Origin of the sequence: Halonotius aquaticus (assembly GCF_003605575.1) — an archaeon.
GTDB classification, from domain to species: Archaea; Halobacteriota; Halobacteria; order Halobacteriales; family Haloferacaceae; genus Halonotius; species Halonotius aquaticus.
Map to the genome: position 1 here is coordinate 47,964 of NZ_QKNY01000008.1, position 19,115 is coordinate 67,078.

The 19,115-nt window shown below is 59.5% G+C and carries 15 protein-coding genes; 7 read left to right on the forward strand and 8 right to left on the reverse strand.

Annotated features, from left to right (window positions below; all coding sequences use genetic code 11):
* Nucleotides 1-58: 58 nt before the first annotated feature.
* Complete coding sequence (gene cyaB / locus DM826_RS06100; protein WP_120102515.1) at nucleotides 59-604, reverse strand: class IV adenylate cyclase; 546 nt, start codon at nucleotides 602-604, stop codon at nucleotides 59-61.
* 135 nt (nucleotides 605-739) lie between these two features.
* Here cyaB and DM826_RS06105 point away from each other — a divergent pair, with 135 nt between their 5' ends.
* From DM826_RS06105 to DM826_RS06135, 6 genes are all read left to right on the forward strand, one after another.
* Nucleotides 740-1,675, forward strand: a complete 936-nt coding sequence (locus DM826_RS06105; RefSeq protein WP_120102516.1) for an FKBP-type peptidyl-prolyl cis-trans isomerase — start codon at nucleotides 740-742, stop codon at nucleotides 1,673-1,675.
* 25 nt (nucleotides 1,676-1,700) lie between these two features.
* Complete coding sequence (locus DM826_RS06110) at nucleotides 1,701-1,955, forward strand: hypothetical protein (RefSeq protein WP_120102517.1); 255 nt, start codon at nucleotides 1,701-1,703, stop codon at nucleotides 1,953-1,955.
* A gap of 534 nt (nucleotides 1,956-2,489) precedes the next feature.
* The gene (locus DM826_RS06120; RefSeq protein ID WP_120102519.1) at nucleotides 2,490-3,095 is read left to right on the forward strand and encodes a hypothetical protein; all 606 of its coding nucleotides are present in this window, start codon (nucleotides 2,490-2,492) and stop codon (nucleotides 3,093-3,095) included.
* 57 nt (nucleotides 3,096-3,152) lie between these two features.
* Entirely contained in the window at nucleotides 3,153-4,250 is a 1,098-nt protein-coding gene (locus DM826_RS06125) for a signal peptidase I (RefSeq protein WP_120102520.1), read from the forward strand.
* On the forward strand, nucleotides 4,250-5,041 hold the full coding sequence (locus DM826_RS06130; protein ID WP_120102521.1) for a hypothetical protein: 792 nt from the start codon (nucleotides 4,250-4,252) through the stop codon (nucleotides 5,039-5,041). Before DM826_RS06125 ends, DM826_RS06130 begins: the two co-directional genes overlap by 1 nt.
* 182 nt (nucleotides 5,042-5,223) lie before the next feature.
* The gene (locus DM826_RS06135; protein WP_120102522.1) at nucleotides 5,224-6,744 is read left to right on the forward strand and encodes a DUF5305 family protein; all 1,521 of its coding nucleotides are present in this window, start codon (nucleotides 5,224-5,226) and stop codon (nucleotides 6,742-6,744) included.
* A 201-nt stretch (nucleotides 6,745-6,945) separates the two neighbouring features.
* On the opposite strand, the gene DM826_RS06140 is transcribed toward DM826_RS06135, so the two are convergent.
* From DM826_RS06140 to DM826_RS06160, 5 genes are read right to left on the reverse strand one after another with little or no spacing between them, the layout of a single operon-like run.
* Nucleotides 6,946-8,031, reverse strand: coding sequence for an ATP-binding response regulator (locus DM826_RS06140; RefSeq protein WP_120102523.1), 1,086 nt, complete (start codon nucleotides 8,029-8,031; stop codon nucleotides 6,946-6,948).
* Entirely contained in the window at nucleotides 8,024-8,479 is a 456-nt protein-coding gene (locus tag DM826_RS06145) for a response regulator (protein WP_120102524.1), read from the reverse strand. The genes DM826_RS06140 and DM826_RS06145 overlap by 8 nt, the downstream gene beginning before the upstream one ends.
* Nucleotides 8,472-14,024 carry a PAS domain S-box protein gene (locus DM826_RS06150; RefSeq protein WP_120102525.1) on the reverse strand — a complete coding sequence of 1,851 codons (5,553 nt, stop codon included), beginning with the start codon at nucleotides 14,022-14,024 and terminating at the stop codon, nucleotides 8,472-8,474. The genes DM826_RS06145 and DM826_RS06150 overlap by 8 nt, the downstream gene beginning before the upstream one ends.
* A complete protein-coding gene (locus tag DM826_RS06155; protein ID WP_120102526.1) occupies nucleotides 14,021-14,911 on the reverse strand; it encodes a response regulator in 891 nt (296 codons plus the stop codon). The genes DM826_RS06150 and DM826_RS06155 overlap by 4 nt, the downstream gene beginning before the upstream one ends.
* A 10-nt stretch (nucleotides 14,912-14,921) precedes the next feature.
* Nucleotides 14,922-15,389, reverse strand: coding sequence for a response regulator (locus DM826_RS06160; protein WP_120102527.1), 468 nt, complete (start codon nucleotides 15,387-15,389; stop codon nucleotides 14,922-14,924).
* A 376-nt stretch (nucleotides 15,390-15,765) separates the two neighbouring features.
* Here DM826_RS06160 and DM826_RS06165 point away from each other — a divergent pair, with 376 nt between their 5' ends.
* Nucleotides 15,766-17,760: a PAS domain S-box protein gene (locus DM826_RS06165; RefSeq protein WP_120102528.1), complete on the forward strand. Its 1,995-nt coding sequence runs from the start codon at nucleotides 15,766-15,768 to the stop codon at nucleotides 17,758-17,760.
* 56 nt (nucleotides 17,761-17,816) lie between these two features.
* On the opposite strand, the gene DM826_RS06170 is transcribed toward DM826_RS06165, so the two are convergent.
* Together DM826_RS06170 and DM826_RS06175 are read right to left on the reverse strand one after the other, a co-directional pair.
* On the reverse strand, nucleotides 17,817-18,191 hold the full coding sequence (locus DM826_RS06170) for a YlbF family regulator (RefSeq protein WP_120102529.1): 375 nt from the start codon (nucleotides 18,189-18,191) through the stop codon (nucleotides 17,817-17,819).
* A 76-nt stretch (nucleotides 18,192-18,267) separates the two neighbouring features.
* Nucleotides 18,268-19,050 (reverse strand): TSUP family transporter, encoded by a 783-nt coding sequence (locus DM826_RS06175; RefSeq protein ID WP_120102530.1) that lies wholly within the window; start codon nucleotides 19,048-19,050, stop codon nucleotides 18,268-18,270.
* Between the last annotated feature and the right edge of the window lie 65 nt (nucleotides 19,051-19,115).

Here is a 19,115-nt window from a genome sequence, read left to right on the forward strand (position 1 = left end):
TATCGGTCGTGCTATAACTTGCGGAAACTTCTCGCCGATGCAAAATAACTAGGAGACATTAGTCGTCGGCTGCCAGTAACAGTCCGAGATACGAGGTTCGGATCTGGTCGTCTGGGTCGAGCCCGAGTTGTTCCAGGAGATCGATCGCCTCCTCACGGGCAGCTTCGACCTCGGCTTCGGGCACCTCGCGTTCGATCTCGACGAACTCGCCGAGGCCATCGACCGCATCGAGGACGACGGTGTACCCCTCGAAGCTGAAGTACGTCCGGTCTTTTCTGACGGTGGCAGCCGGCTCAAAACCCAGCCCCGCAAGCACACCCTGGAGTGCTTCGTCGTCGTCGACGACCGTCTCGTGTTCTTCCCGCGTCTTTGAGGCCGCCTCAACCAGCGGCCCCTTGTAAGTGAGTTTTGTGACGTCGTCGCCGTTGGTTGGCTCCTCTCGACGGATGCGGAGCGCTTCATCGGTCTCCGCGAAGGATCGATGCGGGGCGTCGTAGTAGGTATCGACCTGTCGGCGAGACTCGACGCGATCGGCCCCGGCGGTCGTGAGTCGCCCCCGGAGTGCCTCGTAGTCGGCCCGGAGTTTGAGTTCGACTTCGTACATGGACGTCCCGACTGCGCGGAGGTGAAAAACTCCTGTGGCTTGCGGGATCCGGCCGCTTGAGCCAGCCTGCCTGTCGGGACACCGCAGTGGCATCGAACCGTGCTTCTTAAGGGTACCTCGGCAGTGTATCGGGGTATGAGTGAAAACGAGGCCGAGGCTACTGATGCCGACGACGCCGACGCTGAGGGACTGCAAGACGGCGATTTCGTCGAGCTTGACTACACGCTTCGAACGACCGACGAAGACGATGTTATCGATACGACTCATGAGTCGGTCGCCGAGGAGGCCGGCATCGCCGACGAGGAGAACCGCGATTTCACCCCGCGGACGATCATCGTCGGCGACGGCCACGTCTTCGAATCTGTCGACGAGTCGCTGCGCGGCAGCGAGGTCGGCGACAGCGACACCGTGATCATCTCCCCTGAGGAAGGCTTCGGCGAGTACGACCCCGAAGAAGTCCGAACGGTCAGCGCCGACAAGATCCCCGAGGACGACCGCTACCCCGGTGCAACGGTGCAGATCGACCGCCAGCAGGGGCACATCGAGACGATCATCGGCGGCCGTGCGCGCGTCAACTTCAACCATCCGCTGGCCGGCGAAGAGCTCGAATACGACTACGAGATCGCTTCCGTCGTCGACGACCGCGAACAGCAGGCCGAGGGGATTCTCGGCATGCACCTCCAGGAAGTGCCTGACCTCTGGATCGAGACCGACGAAGTCGAAGAGGAGGTCACCGTCGAACCCGACGAGGACGACGAGGACGCCGAGCCGACGACGGAAACCCAGACCGTCGAGAAGGAAACGCTGTACATCGAGGCGACTCAGCAGTTGACGATGAACCAACAGTGGATGATGGGGAAAACCCAGATCGCCCAGGAGATCACCGACAAACTCGGTCTTGATCGCGTGATCGTCCAGGAGATCCTCGACGGCGGCGGCATGATGGGCGGGATGGGCGGGATGATGGGCGGCGGCATGGGTGGCGGCGACGTTGAGGACGCCCTCGACGATGTCGACCTCGATGACGTCGACCTTGACGCCGACGAACTCGCCAAAAGCCTCGACGAATAACACCGCCAGCGGGCAGCCTTCGTCGATGGATACTGAATCGGTTCGAACTGATCTCGGTGTTGCGGCGGCGGCCGCCGGTTCGACGGTCGCGCTTGCGATCGCGTTTGCGGTTGCGCTGCCGACAGAGCCAGATTTCTATCTGCAGGCCGCGCCGTTGTCGGTGTACTTTGTGTACGTTTTTATTCATCGTAAACTCCCGGACAGTGTTGATCAGCCCGCGATGTGGAGTGGGCTGGCCGTGGCAGCCGCGGTCGGTGCCTTCGGTCTTGCAGTGCTGTAACCGGCATTCGGCTCTCAGCGCGGGTTTTCATCGCTGGTCATCTTTCGACGGGTGAGCGGCAGACACCGTACAGGACAGTCGAACCGCTGGTGCAGCCCTCGCGGTACTGTGGGGCTGTCGAGGAGACAGACAATCGGCGTGGCCTCGGTCGGCACCGCGGCGAGCACTCGCTGGGCCGTCTGCATCGAAACCGCACAGAGCTGGACGCAGACGATCAGCGTTGCGTCCGACCGTGGCAACCTGACTCGTCCACAGCGAGTCGCTTCGACAACCGTTGTTTTCCCAGCAGGACGCACCGCCTTTCGGGCTGCCGCCGGAGGGACGCCGGGAGTTGTGATGGCGATCGGCATGCCCCCGGTGGCCGCGGTTTCATATCTAAAGCTCCGGTCGGAGTGTTCTGAGAAACGTCACTTCGGCAACCACCGCCCGCCATTCTGTCTCTAGGGTGGCAGAGCACTTACAGTGCGGTAAGTGGGTGGACAAACCTGTTAGTTAGCTTTTGTATATATGCTCCCGGCAACTTTGTTTCCTTGTATGGCAAAACTCCTTACACTGCTCATGGCGAGCCTCTTACTCGTCGGTACAGTCTCAATCGGTGCGTCCGCATTTACCGCGGCGACCGTCGAACGATCAGCAAGCGTTGACGTTGTCGCAGACAACGAGGGCCTCTTGGCGCTCACCGATGGTAACTCCGGTAACCTTGTCTTCCAAGACGGAAGCACCGAACAACTCGGCATTGACTTTGCCAGCGGCGACGCCGTCGGTGCGAACCCGAACGCCACATTCGAACTTGGGAATCCAGCAGATCCGACAGTTTCGAACGCATTTACAATTAAAAACCAAGATGCTGAACAGCACCAGATCAATGTTGCGTACACGGGCGCGACCCAAAACGGCGAGGAGAATCTTAAGTTCGAGATCTACGACAGCACCGGTACGTCCGTTGGGACTGTGACTGAGGAAGGAACAACTGCCTCGTTCACTGCCCCTGCCACTGACACGTTCTACACGGTCGTCACGGTCGATACCGGTGGCGGCAGTGCCGCAACGGATCTCACCTCGGCCGATGACCTCTCGGGGACAATTTCGTTCACTATCGACGACGTTGACGAAGGCGGTACCAACTCCGACGGGAACTAATCGGGGTACCGCGTAGCGTCGAATCGGGCAGCAATTTCGCTTTCACACTCATCCCTCATGCTCAGACACGCTGGATACCTGTTGCTGGTTGCGGTTGTAGTGGCACTGCTCGCGCCAGCCGCATCACCGATCCAGCTTTCACACGTCACCTCCGACAGTATGGAACCGACCATTCAAACAGGTGACGGCTACATTCTCGTTCCCGCCGGCGACGTGATCCCCGGCGAGATTGTGACGTTCTACTCCGAAGAGCGGGCGGGGTACGTCACCCACCGGGTGGCTGGAACGACAACAGGCGGCTTCATCACCAAGGGTGATGCCAACCCCTCGACCGATCAGGACGCCGGCAGCCCACCTGTTCCACGAGCGGCAATCACCGGGCAGGTGCTGTCTCCGTTCGGTCAGCCATTCGTGATTCCGCACCTTGGGACAGCCGTCGGCGTAATTCGCGCACACTGGAGTGTGCTATTCGGCTTGGTTGCCGTCTCGCTGCTGGTGACGCTGCTCCGTGGTGATACTACCGTTGGGACTCGGACAGATGAACGGTCAGTGCTTCGGAGCCGAGAGGTGATCACCAGCATGCTTGTGATCGGGCTCGTCGCCAGCACGCTGCTTGTCTCCATGGGAGCGATTCATAGTGAGTTCACCTACCCGGTTACTGAATCCGGGGACGGGAACGCTCGACAACTAGCTGTCGGCGACCCCACAACCGTGTCTATGGAGGCCAGCATCTCGACGACTCCGGCAACAACCATCTTCGTTGAGACCGACGGAATGCGCCTCCTCAATACAACAGCGGGTGCCTCGGCGGCAGCAGCAAACACCTCCGCAGCAGGCCAGCAACCCCCGTTCGGGCTTTTCGGACGGATTCGCGGACAGTTTATCACGGCGTCCCAGATGACGATCAACGCTGCAATCCCTGGCCAAGCCGAACCCGGCTCACACACGGTCAGCGTGAGCGTGTATCCGTACCCCGCAACGCTCCCGCGAGGCGTACTCAGCTGGTTGCATGCGGTACATCCGATATTAGCCGCAGTTGGGTCGGCCGTCGTGCCGTTCGGGCTGGGCTACGTCGGCTACTGGCTCGTGGTTGACCCGGCAACACCGCTTCGCGAGTCACGACGCCGGTGGCTCCACCGGCTGGGTGATCGCTAATGAGTCGCACACGACGCTCTCGTCGGCGTAGCGCCGGTGGACGCAGCCCGTGGGTACTTATTGGGCTTCTCGTTCTCGTCGTTCTCGGCGCGTTCGGGGCCGGCGTTGACACCGGCAGTGGTGCATTCACGAGCGCGGCAAGCGACCGCGGCGCGTCGGTTGCTGTCGCGAGCGATGACAGCGGACTCCTTGGCATTACTGTCGCCACGAGTGTTACCGCCGGGAGTCCGAGTCAACTCGTCACTGTGACAAACAATATCAATCGGACACTGACTGTCGAGGTTGCCTCGTCGGCGACCCTCTCGAACAGTCAGGCGACACTCGGCCCCGACGAGTCACTGACAACAGACGCGACGGTCAGTTGTTCGTCACCGCCGAGCAACCTGGAAATGACGATCACTGCAAGCGCGGATGGACAGTTCAGCGGCGTTGCAACCCGCTCCGTGCCAGTTGATACGAGTAACTGTGAGGACTCGACGCTCAGCTTCGGGACGCTCGACATCCTCGATCAGACGACGAGCGCGAAGGGCGGCAAAGCGGAGTACGCTGTCAGCTACAGTCTCGACGGCAACACCACCTCGTTCGACCGCGTGAGTGTCGACTTCGAGAATCTCGATAAGGCAGACGGTATCCTCACACGATCCTCAACGGTTCAGAGCGATACGATCAGGTTCCAAAGTGGGGGCCAGCGGTTCGGCAACCGCTATGAGATCACCGTCCGGCTGTTTACCGACACCGGTGAGATTCAGCGTGAACAGGTTGTCGTGACGGATACCGCCGACGGCAGTTGAATGGGCTCTGTATCGTCGTACCGATATCTCAACGTCGACGCTCGATACATTGCGACATCGACGTGTTGGCACCGGCTGTCACAGCTACAGGGAGCAGCACGTGGGCACTTACTTGTTGGTAACTGCCCCACAAACCAATTAGTTATCTTATAATTATATGTGCTGACCGCCAGTCTAGTGATATGAGTCGAAGTGTTGAGACGGTTTTCCTCCGATTGAAGTATCTTTGCAGCCGATACGGCAAGCTTGCCGCTATCGCTCTCGTTGTGGTGAGCAGCCTTGCCCTTGCCGGGAGTGCGGTGGCTTACACCGCACCACCTGAGACAACGCAAATAACCCAGCAGACAGATGTCCAGTCGTTTACCACGACGGTCAACACCAGTGCGGCTGTCACAGGCAACACGACGCTGTATAGCCCCGACGACCAGCTCGCGAATATGCCGGTGTATCTGCTTGACGCCTCCCCAGAAATGACCTTACAGGCACATACTGCAGTTCCCGATGATCGCCCTGTTGAGGTTACTCAGCAGATCACAATGGAATTGTACGCCACCAGAGACGAGGAGGTATTCTGGACGGAAACAGAACCACTTGCGACAGACTCCCGACGTGTGACAGACGGCACAGTTGTCACCGAGACAACAGTCGATATACGGGCAATCCGCCAAGGCCGGCTTCAAGAGGTGCAGCCGGAAGTCAAGAACGTGGGAACGCTTCACGCCAAATTCCACGTTGACACGGTCTACAATACTGACAAGTACGACGGTCATCTGACCGTCACGACACCCGTCGAGATCACCGATCGCGCCTACGCTATCGAGACACCGCAGTCAGCTGAACGCCAGCATTCGACAGCAGTGACACGGACGCTGGCAAACGCTGGTGAGCGAATCACATTCGGCGCGCCGGCCACGGCGAACACAACGACGCAGGCAGGGATCGGGCCGTCATTCGGTGGTGAAGCGATGACACTCCCGAAGCAGTCTGTCATCTGGGGGGGCGTCGGCGTGCTTGGGCTTCTCCTCGCACTCGTTGTGTGGCGCTTTCACAGCCGATCCCCTGACTGGCAGTCGCTGAAGCGAACCTACGACAAGACCCGATACGGCGAGTGGATCTCACGTGGAACCGTCCCGGAGACAGACTCATACGAGGACGTCCGGATCGAGGGGTTGACTGACCTGCTCGACATCGCGATCGACTCCAACAAGCGAATCATCCACGACCCGACACAGGGTCGCTATGCGGTGGTTGATGGTGCGGTGCTCTATGAGTACAACGAAGCTCTCGACCAACTCGACGCATACATCGATGTTGCTGCAGGCGAGCAGATCACCACCGGCTCACAGGAGACGTTCTTTGCAGCCCCCGACGACAGCGAGCCCGACGAGTCAGTCTGGGAGGCGTTCGATGAGGATAGCGACCTCCAGACAGACCATCCGGCGACCACGTCGGACCGTGAGTCGTCAGCAGACGAGATGCTGATCGAGTCCCACGCTGACCCAGAAGATGACTCCCTCCCGATTGTGTCGTCGGCCGACGATGAGCTAGATACGTCCGTCTGGGACGTATTCAACGACGTGATCGACCGCTCTGATGCGACCGCCGGAACGACTGCATTCTTTGGGTCTGCTGAAGACGCTGACGCGGTCGATCCGCAGGAGCACTCTCGAACCGATATGATCGGTGATCCAGCAGACGACTAGCAGCCACGACGCCTCTCAGCGGCTGTGGGCAGCTGGGTGATAGCTAAGGCGGCAATTCTCTGCTGTTGTGGACAACGTGGATCTTAAATCGATCGCTGAGCACTTCGCTCCAACCAGATTCGGTTGCTCGCAGGGTCAGTCCGATGGCCTGCCATGTTGCCGATGCAACACCCAACAGACCGCGTTCCGCTTTTGAGCCAGTTACGACACTGCGTCGAGTGTGACGGTAAACACGCTGCCTGTCGGCTCGTTGTCTCTAAGAGTCACTGAGCCGTTGTACATATCGACGAGGGTATCAACAAGATATAGTCCGATCCCAGAGCCGGAGCTTTCTAGACCCATCTCCCCGCGACCGAAGATCTCATCCTTTTGGGTATCGGGCACTCCTGGTCCGTTGTCAGCGATTTCGACAGCGATGCTGTCGCCGTCGTCGGTAACGGTCACCGTGATCTCCGGTTCGGCTTTGTCGTTATGCGAAACAGCATTGTTCAGAATGTTCCGAAACACCGAGGACAGCAGGTCTGTCGCAACAACCTCACAGCCGCTGTCAAGGTCGCCGCTGACCGTGATCGTCGCGTCGTCGTAGGCTGACCGGGCCTTTTCGATCTCGTTTGTCAGTATCCGGTCGAGGTTGACCGGGTGGAGCTCCGGATCACTCTCGCCTTCGAGGACGCTGAGGAAATCGCCGATCGTCTCGGTGATGTTCGTGATGTGTTCACTGGCATTTAACATTCGTTCCAGATGGGCTTCGCCCTCGCTGTCAACATGGGCTTTGAGCCCCTCGCCCCAGCCGACAATCACGGCGACATCGTTGCGGATATCGTGGCGAACAACCTGATTCAACAGCGCCAACTCGGCGTTCCGCTGTCGGAGCTCCTGTTGTTGCTGTTCCCGACGGATCGCATACCGCAGTGTTTGTTGGAGCAACCGCGGTGAAATATCGTCTTTGACAAGGTAATCTTGTGCGCCGTGTTCGACGGCGTCGACACCAACGCGTTCGTCATCGAGCCCGGTCAGGACAACCACAGGGGCCGACGCCCCAACAGCCAGCAGTTGGTCAAGCGTTTCAACACCGCTGCTATCCGGGAGGCCGAGATCCGAGAGGACGAGATCAACCTCGTCGGTGAGTGCCTCACGAGCCTCCGCAAGTCGTTCAACGTGGTCGATCGTCGGTGCGTCGGCATCGAGGTTCGGCCACGACTGTTCGGTGATGTACTCTCTGATCAGGCGCGCGTCGGCCGGATTATCCTCGACAAGGAGAATGTGGGTCAGTGATTGCTTACTCATTGGCTGGTGTTCGGGTGGCGGTTGTAATCCAAAAATCGATTGTTGCGTCAATCATGTCGATATAGTTGTCTGGATCAGTTGGCTTTGTGACGTAGGCGTTGGCGGCGTGTTCATACGCACGGTTGATATCGTCGCGGCTCTCCGAACTCGAAATGATCACCACGGGCACATCCTGAAACGGGGTTTCGGTGCGAACCAAGGTGAGCAGCTCAAGTCCGGATGTCCCTGGAAGATTCAGATCTAAGAGTATTAAATCCGGGTGATCATCGGGCGCATCGGCGTCGATCGCCCGAAGTTGATCGGCGGCCGTTCGGCCACTGTTGTAGACGGTGAGTGCCAGTTCGACACCGGCGGCCGCAACACCCTCTTCCATCAGTCGCACATCGGCCGGGTTATCTTCGACCGCAATTACCCGTGGCACCGCTGTGTGAGCAGTTTGTTCACTCATCTGTTTGTTCCCCATGTGGCAGCGAGATCGTGAATGTCGACCCCTCTCCCGGGGTGGATTGCACGTCAATTGTTCCATCGTGGCGATCGACGATCTTGCGGCAGATCGACAGCCCGATCCCGGTACCACCGAACTCCTCGCGTGTGTGGAGCCGCTGGAACACCTCGAAGATGTCGTCGATCTGGTCGGCTTCCATCCCGATCCCGTTGTCGGTGATATCGATGACAACCATCTCATCGTCGTGTCGAACCGAGATATCGATTTTCGGGCGATCGGTGTTGTACTTGATGCCGTTGTCGATGAGGTTCTGGAACAGTTGGGCCAGTTGGCTGTGATCGCCGGTGACTGTCGCCGTAGTCGCTGGCAGCGACACCGTTGCGTCAGCTTCGTCGATCTTGACGCTGAGATCATCGGTGACCTGTTCCAGGAGGGGTCTCACTTCGATCGACTCGAAGGATTCCCCGCGGGTGTCAACCCGTGAGTACGCCAACAGCGCTTGGATCATCTTTCGCATGCGATCGGCCCCATCGACGGCAAACTCGATGAACTCGCTGGCGTCCCCATCAAGTTCCTCGCCGTATCGGCGCTCTAGCAGCGTCAGATAGCTCGATACCGTGCGGAGTGGTTCCTGAAGGTCGTGTGAGGCCGCGTACGCGAACTGTTCGAGTTCCTCGTTGGAGCGTTTGAGCTCGGCTTGGGTTTCCCGAAGCACTGTCTCCCGTTCGGCTCGGGTGAGGGCAGCCTCGACAGTCGAGGACAACACCTCAAAGAGGTTCAGATCCGCCTCGGAGAACGCCTGCGATTTCACCGCGCCTGCACACATGACCCCGTGATCGCCGAGTGGGACGATCGCCTCGGATTCAAGCATCGTTTCATCGTTGTGTAACGCATCGACCGCACTCAGATCATCATAGGCCTGGAACTCGCCGGATTCGAAGACCCGCCAGGCGAGAGCTGTGTCATCCTCGAAGACCGGCTGTTCGTCGATGTACTCTGTCGCCGACTCAGCCATCCCCGCCGGGACAAGGGCTTCGCGGTCGTCGTCGTACCACCAGATTCCTGTCAACGGCGTATGCAACAGTTCTGTGGCGCTCTCAACCGCGATTGACGCGATCTGTGACCGGTCAGGAACGGTCATGAGCTGTTTGGCTGTGTCGTTGATATCCCGTAGTTTCCGTTCGACGGTTTGGGTGGCAAGCTCGTGACTAATCCACTGAACAAGGAGTTCTACGAACGCACGCTCCGTGTCGGTGAACTCGTGGTCACGCCGCTGTTGGTCGGCGAAACAGAGTGTGCCGTACTGGGTGCCGTCGACGGTGACGGTGCCGCCGATATAGCAGCCGAAGGCATATCGTTCGTATGCCGGATCAGTACCCCACCCCTCGGCGACCGCATCCTGTACCTCAACTGGGTCGGATTGGGTGAGTGTTTTTCGACAGTAGGTGTCTGATTTCGGGGCTGAGGCACCAGCCTGAAGATCGGGATGATCGCCAACAGCCTGCACGACGTGTTGTGTGCCGTCTTCGATCCGGTTCAAAAAGCCATACGGGAGTCCGAGTCGTTCGGTACCGAGTGTGAGGAGGGCATCAAGCTTTTCGTCAAACTCGCGGTCGGTATCGGCGGCGATGGTGGTGAGTTCACGAACCGACTGTTCGCTCTCCCGTAGTGACCGTTCAAGTCGTTTCTGTTCGGTCACATCGATCAGGTAGCCGAGGTAGTGGGTGATTTCCCCGTCAGTCCGAATGATCTTGGTATTATCTGTCACCCACCGGATCTCTCCGTCGGCCGTCACCATCCGGTATGGATCGTGCCTGAAGCGATCGACGGCGTTGTCTTTGGCCTCGGCGACCTCATCCATGACGCGATCGAGATCGTCGTCGTGGATCAGGTCGGCATACGGAATTTCCCCGGATCGGAGTTGTTCGGGTGTGTAGCCAAACGTCTCAGCGACGTTCTTCGAGACATATTCAACCGGCCACCCGTCGTCGTTCTCCCATTTGAACACGACGGCTGGCCCCTCGGCGAACATGTCTCGCTCCTCTTCAAGTTGGAGTTTCGATTCCTTCTCCTCGGTGATATCGAGATGAATACCGACTGCCCGCGTTGGTGTCCCGTCGTCATCGCGGTCGACGACCTTCCCGACATCCCTGATCCACCGGTAGTCGCCGGCTTTGGTCTGCATCCGGTGTTCGCAGTCATACAGGTCGGCGTCGCCGTCGATATGGGCGTTCAGAGCCGCCTCAACGTCCGGCATATCGGCGGGATGGACGCGGTTTTCCCACGTTTCGAGCCGTGGTTCGAGTTCATCCAGCGAGAACCCGAGTATCGATGCCCACTGCTCGTTGAACGTGACCGCGTCTGTTTCCATATCCCAGTCCCAGACGCCGAGGTTCGCGCCCTCAACAGCCAGATCGAGCCGTTCTTTTACTTCCCGGAGTTCCTCATCGCGTTCCTTGCGGTCGGTGATATCCTGGAAGATGCCCAACGCTCCGGTGATATTTCCTGCCTCATCGAACTGTGGATCGCCGACTGCCCGAACCCACCGCGTTCGGTCGGCCGCGGTGATGAGCCGAAGTTCGAGATCGTACGACTCACCGTCGCTGATGAGTCGATCAAAGGCCGCTTCGATCTGTGGTCTGTCATCCGGGTGGTAAAATTCGATGCCGTCACTGAGGTCTATGTCGGTGTCGGTCGGGAGGTCGTGAATCCGGTAGACCTCGTCAGTCCAGCGGAGTGAGTCCGTCGTAAGGTCGACTTCCCACCCGCCGATGGACGCACTCTCTTGGGCCTGCTCGATGAACTCCCGGCTTCGTTTGAGTTCCGTTTCCCGCTGTTTTCGCTCGGTGATATCCCGATCCACAGCGATGTATCGGGCGTTGCCGTCGACGTCGATCTTGTTCACCCAGACTTCAACCGGGAACGTCTCGCCGTCTGCTCGGCGGTGCTTGCCTTCGACTTTCAGAGTATCGTTCATCTCCATCCCCGCCCAGATGTCGGTGAGTTCCGACTGCTCGATCCCGGCTTCGAACTCGGCGACGTTCATCGACCGCAGCGTGTCCCGGTCGTAGCCCAGCGAGTCGGCCATGGTTTGGTTGACATCGATCACGGTGCCGTCGGCGGTGTGGATTACGATGTTGTCCGGTGAGTTGTCGAACAGGGCTCGCAGCCGGCTTCGCTGCTGGCGGAGTTCCGCTTCGCGCTGTTTTTGTGCGGTGATATCGCGGTTCGTACAGATCAACTCGCCGCTGTCGAGTAGGGCGAGGCCGAGATCCTGCGTGACCGCGGTTCCATCCCGTTTGCGACCGACTGTCTCCCCGCGCCAGGAGCCGGTGTCGGCGAGTTCCGGGAACACCTCGGCTTCGAGCCGTTCGATCTCATCATCGTCGTAGAGGGTACGCCACTCCTCGCCGAGCAGTTCCTCGGGCTCGTAGTCGAAGACATCAGCGTGCGCCTGATTCATGTAGACATACTCATCGCCATCGAGGATGGCGATCCCGTCCATCGCAACCTCCATCGCCGCCGACTGGAGTTCGATCTCGGCGTCCCGCTGTTTGCGCTCGGTCACATCGGTGGCGATCCCGACCAGTCGTCGTGGGGTGTTTGGCCCCGTGTGTAGTTCGGCCCGCGCTTCGACCCACATCTCCGTTCCGTCGTCTTGCTCGACTCGATACTCCACCTGGAGGGAGTCACCGTTCTCGGTTGCTTCCTTGAGTGACGCCTCTACCGCCGGGACATCGTCCGGATGGACAAGCTCCAAGAACTCCTCGTAGGTGCCCTCGGATGTGCCGGGGTCGAGGCCGAACAGTTGTTCCATCGACTCCGTCCAGATGACCTCATTCGTTTCGAGGTTTAGTTCCCAGACACCCGCGTTTGTTGCCTCTAAGGCCACAGTGAGCCGCTGTGATGTCTCTTCGAGTGCCCGCCGCTGTTCGGTCATTTCGGTGATATCGGTTGCGACACCCAAGACTGCCTCTGTGTCGTGGTCGACCGGTTCGTACGGGATCTTGATCGTCTGGAGCATCACCGTCTCGCCGTCGGCTTTCGTCAGTGGCTCCTCCGGGATGTGTTTCGGCTCACCGGAGTCCATCACGGCGAGGTCGTCCTGTCTGAACTGTTCGGCTTCGGCCTCCGAGGAGACGAAATCGGCGTCGGTCGAGCCCTCGACATCCTCGACGGTCGTCCCATAGGCGTCGGCAATCGCTTGGTTGGCCAGAATATACTCGTTGTTTCGATCCTTGGCGAACACCAACTGTGGCAACAGATCGATGATCTGCCGGAGTCGATCCCGGTTTGCGGCCGCCCGCTGTTTGTTCTGCTGTCGGCTCAGTTCCTTGCCAACCCACTGGGCGAAAAGGCGCACAAGCGTTCGTTCGCTCTCGGTAAACGGCTGTTCGCGTGCGGCTGCCTGCGAAAAGTTCAGCGTGCCGTACCGCTCGCCGTCGACGATCACCGCCGTCCCGAGATACGATCTGAGGCCCTGTTGCTCGTAGGCTGGATGATCGGCCAGATCGCTGTCGCTGGCGTCGGCCGCAGCCACGAGTTCTTCCGTGTCGACGACGAGATCACAAAACGTCTCACCGAGATCGAACTGCTCGCCCGGCCGGATGCTGTCGTCGGGAGCCGTGACCTGCTCGACGGTGTACTCGGTGTCGTCGATCGTCGAGAGAATCCCGATATCGAGCCCGAGATGGTCACAGCCGAGTTCTAACACCGCATCGATTCGCTCGTCGGCCGCTCGCTCATCGTCGATCGAGATCTCGTGGAACCGCTGGAGGGTGTCGGTGTAGGATTCCAGTGTTTGTTCGTACTCGATCCGTGCGCTGGCGTCCCGCACCGAGCCAAGGAAGGCCAGCACTTCGCCGTCCGGGCCTTTGAGGGGTGTCCCAAGTGTTTCACCCATGAACGTCGTGCCATCGGCCCGCTCGTATTCGACGATATACGTCTCCTCGTTCACCGCGGCGTGCTCGTTGAACCGCTCGTCGCCCTGTCGGTCGTAGGCCTCGTCGTTGGCATAGAGCAGCCGAGTCGTTTCGCCGAGCACGTCGCTGGCCGCGTAGCCAAAGAGCTGTTCGGCTGCGGCGTTGAAATCGGTGATCCGGCGGTCGGTATCGGCGACAATGAGTGCGTCCTCGGTCTCTTCAAACACCGTCTCGAACAACTGTCGCTGTCGCCGCTGATCGAGTCGGTCGCCCCGCTCCTCGGTCACATCGTCAAAACACGCGGTGATCCCGTCGTCGTCGGGATAGAGCCGAACCTCGAACCAGCGATCGAGGGCATCGTTGTAGTGTTCAAACCGGGTCGGCGTCTGTGTCGACATCGCTGTCCGGAGTTCGTCGCCAACGGCCGTGTCGGTGATTGACGGGATAGCTTCCCAGACGTCGCTGCCATGGAGTTCACCAGCGGACTGTCCCAACATCCTCGCCGCTTTGTCATTGACGAAGGTGAGTTCCCACTCGGCGTTGAGTGAACAGATCGCCTCGTCAACACGATCGAGAATCCGCCCGGGCGTGCCATCGCCCGCATTGGTTGCTGTATCGGAACTCATTGGCTGGCTCCAAACACCTGCTCGATGGTTGCCGGATCGATCTCCGCGCGTTCGTCCTCGGAGAGTTCAAGCTCCGTGAGTCGCGTCTGGAGTTGTTGAAACTCCTCGTTTGTATCGAGGGTTTCCTCAGGGTACTCGGCCCGAAGGAGCGCGAGCTTCGACTGGAGGGCCAGATACGTCTGTAGTTCAGTGCTATACTCCCGGCGTTCAAACAGGTCTGCCACCACCGCTCGGAGTTCATCTTGCCGGACAGGTTTCATGAGATACTCGTCGAAGCCCATCTCCATCACATCGAGATCAACATCCTCGGAGGTCACCATGACGACCCGGATATCGTACCGCTGGGAGCGAATCCACTCAAGCACCTCGCTCCCGGACAGTCCCGGCATTCGGCGGTCAAGCACGACAACACCAACATCGGTATCGAGTTGTCGGAGGGTTTCCTCACCATCACTGGCGGTTCGAACGGTGTACTCGTCGCTGAGCCAGGTCGTATGCATTGTGCTGACCCGCTTGTGGTCGTCGGCTACCAAGACGACCTGTTCAGTGTTCGGCTCCGCAAGGTGGGTCTCACTCCAGTCAACAAGGGATTCGATGACGTCGTCGAGCTCCTCGCCGCGTTCGGTCAGCGTATAGCTGACCCGGAGCGGACTCTGGCTGATCTCACGTCGCTCGATGATCGCATACTCCTGGAGTTCGCTGAGCGCGTCGGTGAGCACCTTCGCGGAGATGCCATCAAGGCGGCTCTCAAGATCGCTAAAGCCATAGCCATCACTGCCGGACAGACAGCGGACGATTGCGGGATGCCACTTCTTTGAGAGCAGTGAGACACTATCGAGCAGTGAGTCCGGCACCACCGGTGTCTCGTGTGTCCGAGAATCTTGCATAGTATACTAACTACCCGTCAGGATATAAGCACGTTGCCGGATACTGTGCCCATTCGAACCAGAATCGTAGTATTGAGTCAATGCGCTCGGTATACGCCGCGGGTGTCTGTGGGAGTTGTACGTAGGCGTTGCCCTCGGCCTGATATATCTGAGTGTTATCGCTGTCGTCGGGATCAAGCACAACAACCGGCAGCTGTTCGAGCCGCGGGCTGGCCCTGATCGCCTGAAGCACCGTCTGTCCGTCGGGGAGGGTGAAATCAAGCTGTAACAGGACGAGATCAGGCAGTTGGAGCTCGTCTGGTGTCTCACTGGCGGCGATAAGCTGTTTGAGTGCCGCCTGCCCATCAGTGACGACATCGACGCTGACTGCGTCGGGCGTCGACTCGGCACAGATGGTCGCCAGATCCACTTTGGGTGTGCCGACAAACAGAACGTGTGAGTTCGCGGTGTCAGCTGTCGGGGTGATTTGTGCTCCCATCACGCGTGTCCCATCCTGGTCATGACCGCTACCTGAAACAACATTACTGGCATGTCTGAAAAACAGGGGTAAATATGATCGCTAACCGCGGCGTAAGTCGGTCACTAACCTGTTGGTTAGCCTGTTTTTTTACAGTTTATCCACGCGTATACGATAACATGAACAAACAGGTTCAGTCAAACGCCAACGGCGGGTGTCGAACCTGCGGGTGGCCGTCCGACCGCAAGACCGTTTCGATGGAGCGTTGAATGGCCTCCCACTGTCATCTGAGTCGATCCAGTCCACGGCGTGTTAGTCGGCTTGCGGCGTTTGCGGGTTGCGGGTGGCGGCTCACACAGCAGCCGACTCACTCGGTGGTTTGGCGAGGTCGCCGCTGATGTCGACGACCCAACTCTCGGCGGGGACTGCCCGCGATCGCCTTGATTCAATCATTCGACAAGAGGCCCCGATCGAACAGCAAGCGACCGACGCACTCGATCTCGGTACGGAGTATCTGGAGGCCGATGTCGGCGTTCTCGTCATGCGAGATCCGTCGACTGAGGCGATCGAACAGATCACCAGCACTGACTCCACAGCTGATGGTCTCCCTGCTCTCGATGAGTTGGTGACAGCAGGCTGTCACCCGTCCAGCGATCAGAAAACACAGGTGGCACTGCACAACCTTTCGTCACAATCTGTGGCTGCTACTGGCGGCCACCACGCGACCACCTGCCACGACGACGCCCCCACCTGCCGCTGTTATCTCTACACGCCACTCATCGTCGACGGCACTCACCGCGGCGAGATCTGTTTTGTCACCCAGGGGCAGCGCTGTGATCCGTTTACGGATGGGGAGCTTCTCTTTGCTGAACTCACGGCCCGACTCCTTGGTCATGAGCTCAAATGTGATCGGAAGGAGCAGCGACTCCGCAATCAGGCCAACCTCACGACCGTGTTGAACCGCGTGCTTCGCCACAATCTGCGGAACAAACTGACAGTTATCCGCGGCCACACACAGGCGATGTCCGACCAGCACGGGTCGACCGAACACAGCGAGCAGATCCTCGAAACCGTCGATCAACTCATTACGCTGGGCGATAAAGCGCGGGATCTGGAATCGGTGCTGGATCAAACCGCTCCGCGGGAGACAACTGATCTTACCGCCCTCGCCGAGCGTGTCACGACCAGCGTTACCAACAGCTTCCCATCGGTGTCAGTGACGACTGATGGGCCCGAACAGGTCACCGTTCCGGTACGACCAAGCTTCGAGCGCGTCCTCACAGAGTTGCTTCACAACGCCGTCAAACACGGTGGCGAGGAGCCAACGGTTCGTGTTGCGATCGACGCAACCGACACGGATGTCACGATGACAATCACTGACGATGGGCCGGGACTCCCGAAACAGGAACGTGTGGTACTCGAAACCGAGGCTGAGACGCCGCTTGTGCATGGGAGCGGCCTCGGGCTCTGGCTTGTTCATTGGATCGTTGCCAACCACGGTGGCACCATTACACCGCGTGTGACAGATGCCGGGACGACAATGACGGTCTCGATTCCGCGTCAAGCCGCGCTGGACGGCGACGCAGCACCGATGGCTGAACCACGGGTGCCAAAGCTCACGCGAGCGCGTGATCAGTATCGCGCCGTCTTCGAGGAATCCAACGATGCGATGATTATTACCGACGACGATGGACGGATTCTCGATGCCAACGCAACGGCGGCGACGGTCTATGGCGTTGAAGCAGCGGCACTGCAGGGGCGATATCTTTCCACGTTCCTGCCGGATGACTTCGATTTTGCGGGCGAATGGGCGTCGTTCCAAACTGAGGGACATACACGTGACACGATGACGATTGTCAATGCCACTGGAGCGAAGCGAACGGTCGAATACGCCGCCACCGCAGACGTTGTGCCAGGCCAGCATCTGCTTGTCGCCCACGATATCACCGACCGTATCCAGCGGGAAGCCGAGCTACAGATGAAAACACGGGCGATGGACAACGCCCCGATCGGCATCACGATCAGTGATCCCAGCACGGATGACAACCCACTGATCTATGCGAACGACAAGTTCTGTGAGCAGGTCGGATACGATAAATCGGCGGTACTCGGACGGAACTGTCGGTTCCCCCAGGGTGAGGCGACCGATCCCGACACTGTCTCGAAGATCCGTCAAGCGATTGAAGCTGCAGAGCCGATCACAGAGACGCTTCGGAACTATCGCAAGGATGGCACGGTTTTCTGGAACCGCCTGACCGTCGCGCCTGTTACCAATGGGCAGGGTACGGTCACAAACTATGTTGGGTTCCAAGAGGATGTCACCACGCTCGTCGAGCACAATCAAGAGATCGCCTCAGCGCTTAATATCGACAGTAGTCAGTCACGTCAGTAATCACCCGGGACTCGTGGTTCTGCGACGGTCGACACAGGAACAGACCGCGGTGGTGGTTAGTCTTGACAGCAGCCGCCGGCCTCGCCGCCGAAGTCAACTGCCAGCGGTTCAGAAATCGCCTTGTTGACCGCTTCGAGTTTTGCCTGGAGCTCTTCTTGGGCTTCAAGATACTCCTCCATCAGCGGCATGCTGTGGAGCTCTTCTTGGGCTTCCTGCACCTCACGCATCGATTCGCGGTCGGCGGTTCCGGCCTCTCGATCGAGCATGAACTGGTGGCGAAGCTCCTCAAACTCCTTGATCGCCTCCTGGGTTTCGGCGTCGTTTTCGACAGCCTCGCTGGCCTCGCGGAACGCCGTATGTTCTGGACAGTCTGCGATTTTCTCGCCGAGTTCTCGACCCAGATCTTCCAGTGATGCGGTTTCAACGCTCATAGGCGATATTAGTGATCGATTCGCTTCAATGTGCCGGACGGGTGGCCCCGGAGGCCACATCACCGAACCCAACACGTCAGGCAATCCCGAGCCCACCGAGCACAAGCCGACCCCCGATGACCGTAAGCAAACCCAGCACTGCGATCGCGCGATGCCGACTGTCCACCCGGCGGCGGAGCCGTCGACCGACCGCAACGCCGAGCACCGAGGGGACGACCGCCGCCACCGAGAGCGCGACGACCGCCGCTGACGGATACAATCCCAAGGCCCCGGCCGCGGCGACACGCACCCCGTTGATCCCGAGAAACACCATCGCGACGACGCTGACAAAGAGGCCATGCGAGAGGTCAAACGAGCGGAGGTAGGCAACGAGCTGGACGCCGACGTTGGTCGCGCCGAACAACAGCCCCGAGCCGCCGCCGACTACGAGCATGACGACCGTCCCCCCGCGGTCGATACCGCTGTCGCCGCCAAGCGAGGGCAGCGGCAGCGTCGACTGCCGGGAGCCCACGAACGCCAGCGTGATGAGGCCCAACCCGACCCGGACTGGCGCGCCCGGCAGGCGGTCGATAACAGCCATCCCGATGATCGTTCCCACAAGGGCTGCGAGCATCAGCGGCCAAAACCGCCGGCTACAACGGGTCAGCTCTGGGGCTGAGAGTTCGCTAACGAGCGTAGCGTTCGCCGATAGGATCGGGATAATCATAAGCACGACAGCGGTTGCGGGCTCGATCACCGTCGCCAGCGCCATCGTGCCGACGAGCGCAAACCCAAAGCCGGCTAAGCCGTTGACCGCTCCGGAGACCAACAACACAACCACGAGGATCACCAGCAACGACGGCGAGAAGCCAGCGATCATCGATGACTCCGAAGCGAGATAGTTGCGGTGCTGGCGGTCGATCTCGCTGTCGTCGTCGGCGCGGG

What these genes read in the sequence shown, in the direction of transcription:
- DM826_RS06105 (WP_120102516.1), top strand. Translation starts at nt 740, where the DNA reads ATGAGTGAAAACGAGGCCGAGGCTACTGATGCCGACGACGCCGACGCT.
- DM826_RS06160 (WP_120102527.1), bottom strand. Translation starts at nt 15,389, where the DNA reads ATGGGAGCACAAATCACCCCGACAGCTGACACCGCGAACTCACACGTT.
- DM826_RS06135 (WP_120102522.1), top strand. Translation starts at nt 5,224, where the DNA reads ATGAGTCGAAGTGTTGAGACGGTTTTCCTCCGATTGAAGTATCTTTGC.
- DM826_RS06175 (WP_120102530.1), bottom strand. Translation starts at nt 19,050, where the DNA reads ATGATCGCTGGCTTCTCGCCGTCGTTGCTGGTGATCCTCGTGGTTGTG.
- DM826_RS06150 (WP_120102525.1), bottom strand. Translation starts at nt 14,024, where the DNA reads ATGAGTTCCGATACAGCAACCAATGCGGGCGATGGCACGCCCGGGCGG.
- DM826_RS06110 (WP_120102517.1), top strand. Translation starts at nt 1,701, where the DNA reads ATGGATACTGAATCGGTTCGAACTGATCTCGGTGTTGCGGCGGCGGCC.
- DM826_RS06170 (WP_120102529.1), bottom strand. Translation starts at nt 18,191, where the DNA reads ATGAGCGTTGAAACCGCATCACTGGAAGATCTGGGTCGAGAACTCGGC.
- cyaB (WP_120102515.1), bottom strand. Translation starts at nt 604, where the DNA reads ATGTACGAAGTCGAACTCAAACTCCGGGCCGACTACGAGGCACTCCGG.
- DM826_RS06155 (WP_120102526.1), bottom strand. Translation starts at nt 14,911, where the DNA reads ATGCAAGATTCTCGGACACACGAGACACCGGTGGTGCCGGACTCACTG.
- DM826_RS06130 (WP_120102521.1), top strand. Translation starts at nt 4,250, where the DNA reads ATGAGTCGCACACGACGCTCTCGTCGGCGTAGCGCCGGTGGACGCAGC.
- DM826_RS06140 (WP_120102523.1), bottom strand. Translation starts at nt 8,031, where the DNA reads ATGAGTAAGCAATCACTGACCCACATTCTCCTTGTCGAGGATAATCCG.
- DM826_RS06120 (WP_120102519.1), top strand. Translation starts at nt 2,490, where the DNA reads ATGGCAAAACTCCTTACACTGCTCATGGCGAGCCTCTTACTCGTCGGT.
- DM826_RS06165 (WP_120102528.1), top strand. Translation starts at nt 15,766, where the DNA reads ATGTCGACGACCCAACTCTCGGCGGGGACTGCCCGCGATCGCCTTGAT.
- DM826_RS06125 (WP_120102520.1), top strand. Translation starts at nt 3,153, where the DNA reads ATGCTCAGACACGCTGGATACCTGTTGCTGGTTGCGGTTGTAGTGGCA.
- DM826_RS06145 (WP_120102524.1), bottom strand. Translation starts at nt 8,479, where the DNA reads ATGAGTGAACAAACTGCTCACACAGCGGTGCCACGGGTAATTGCGGTC.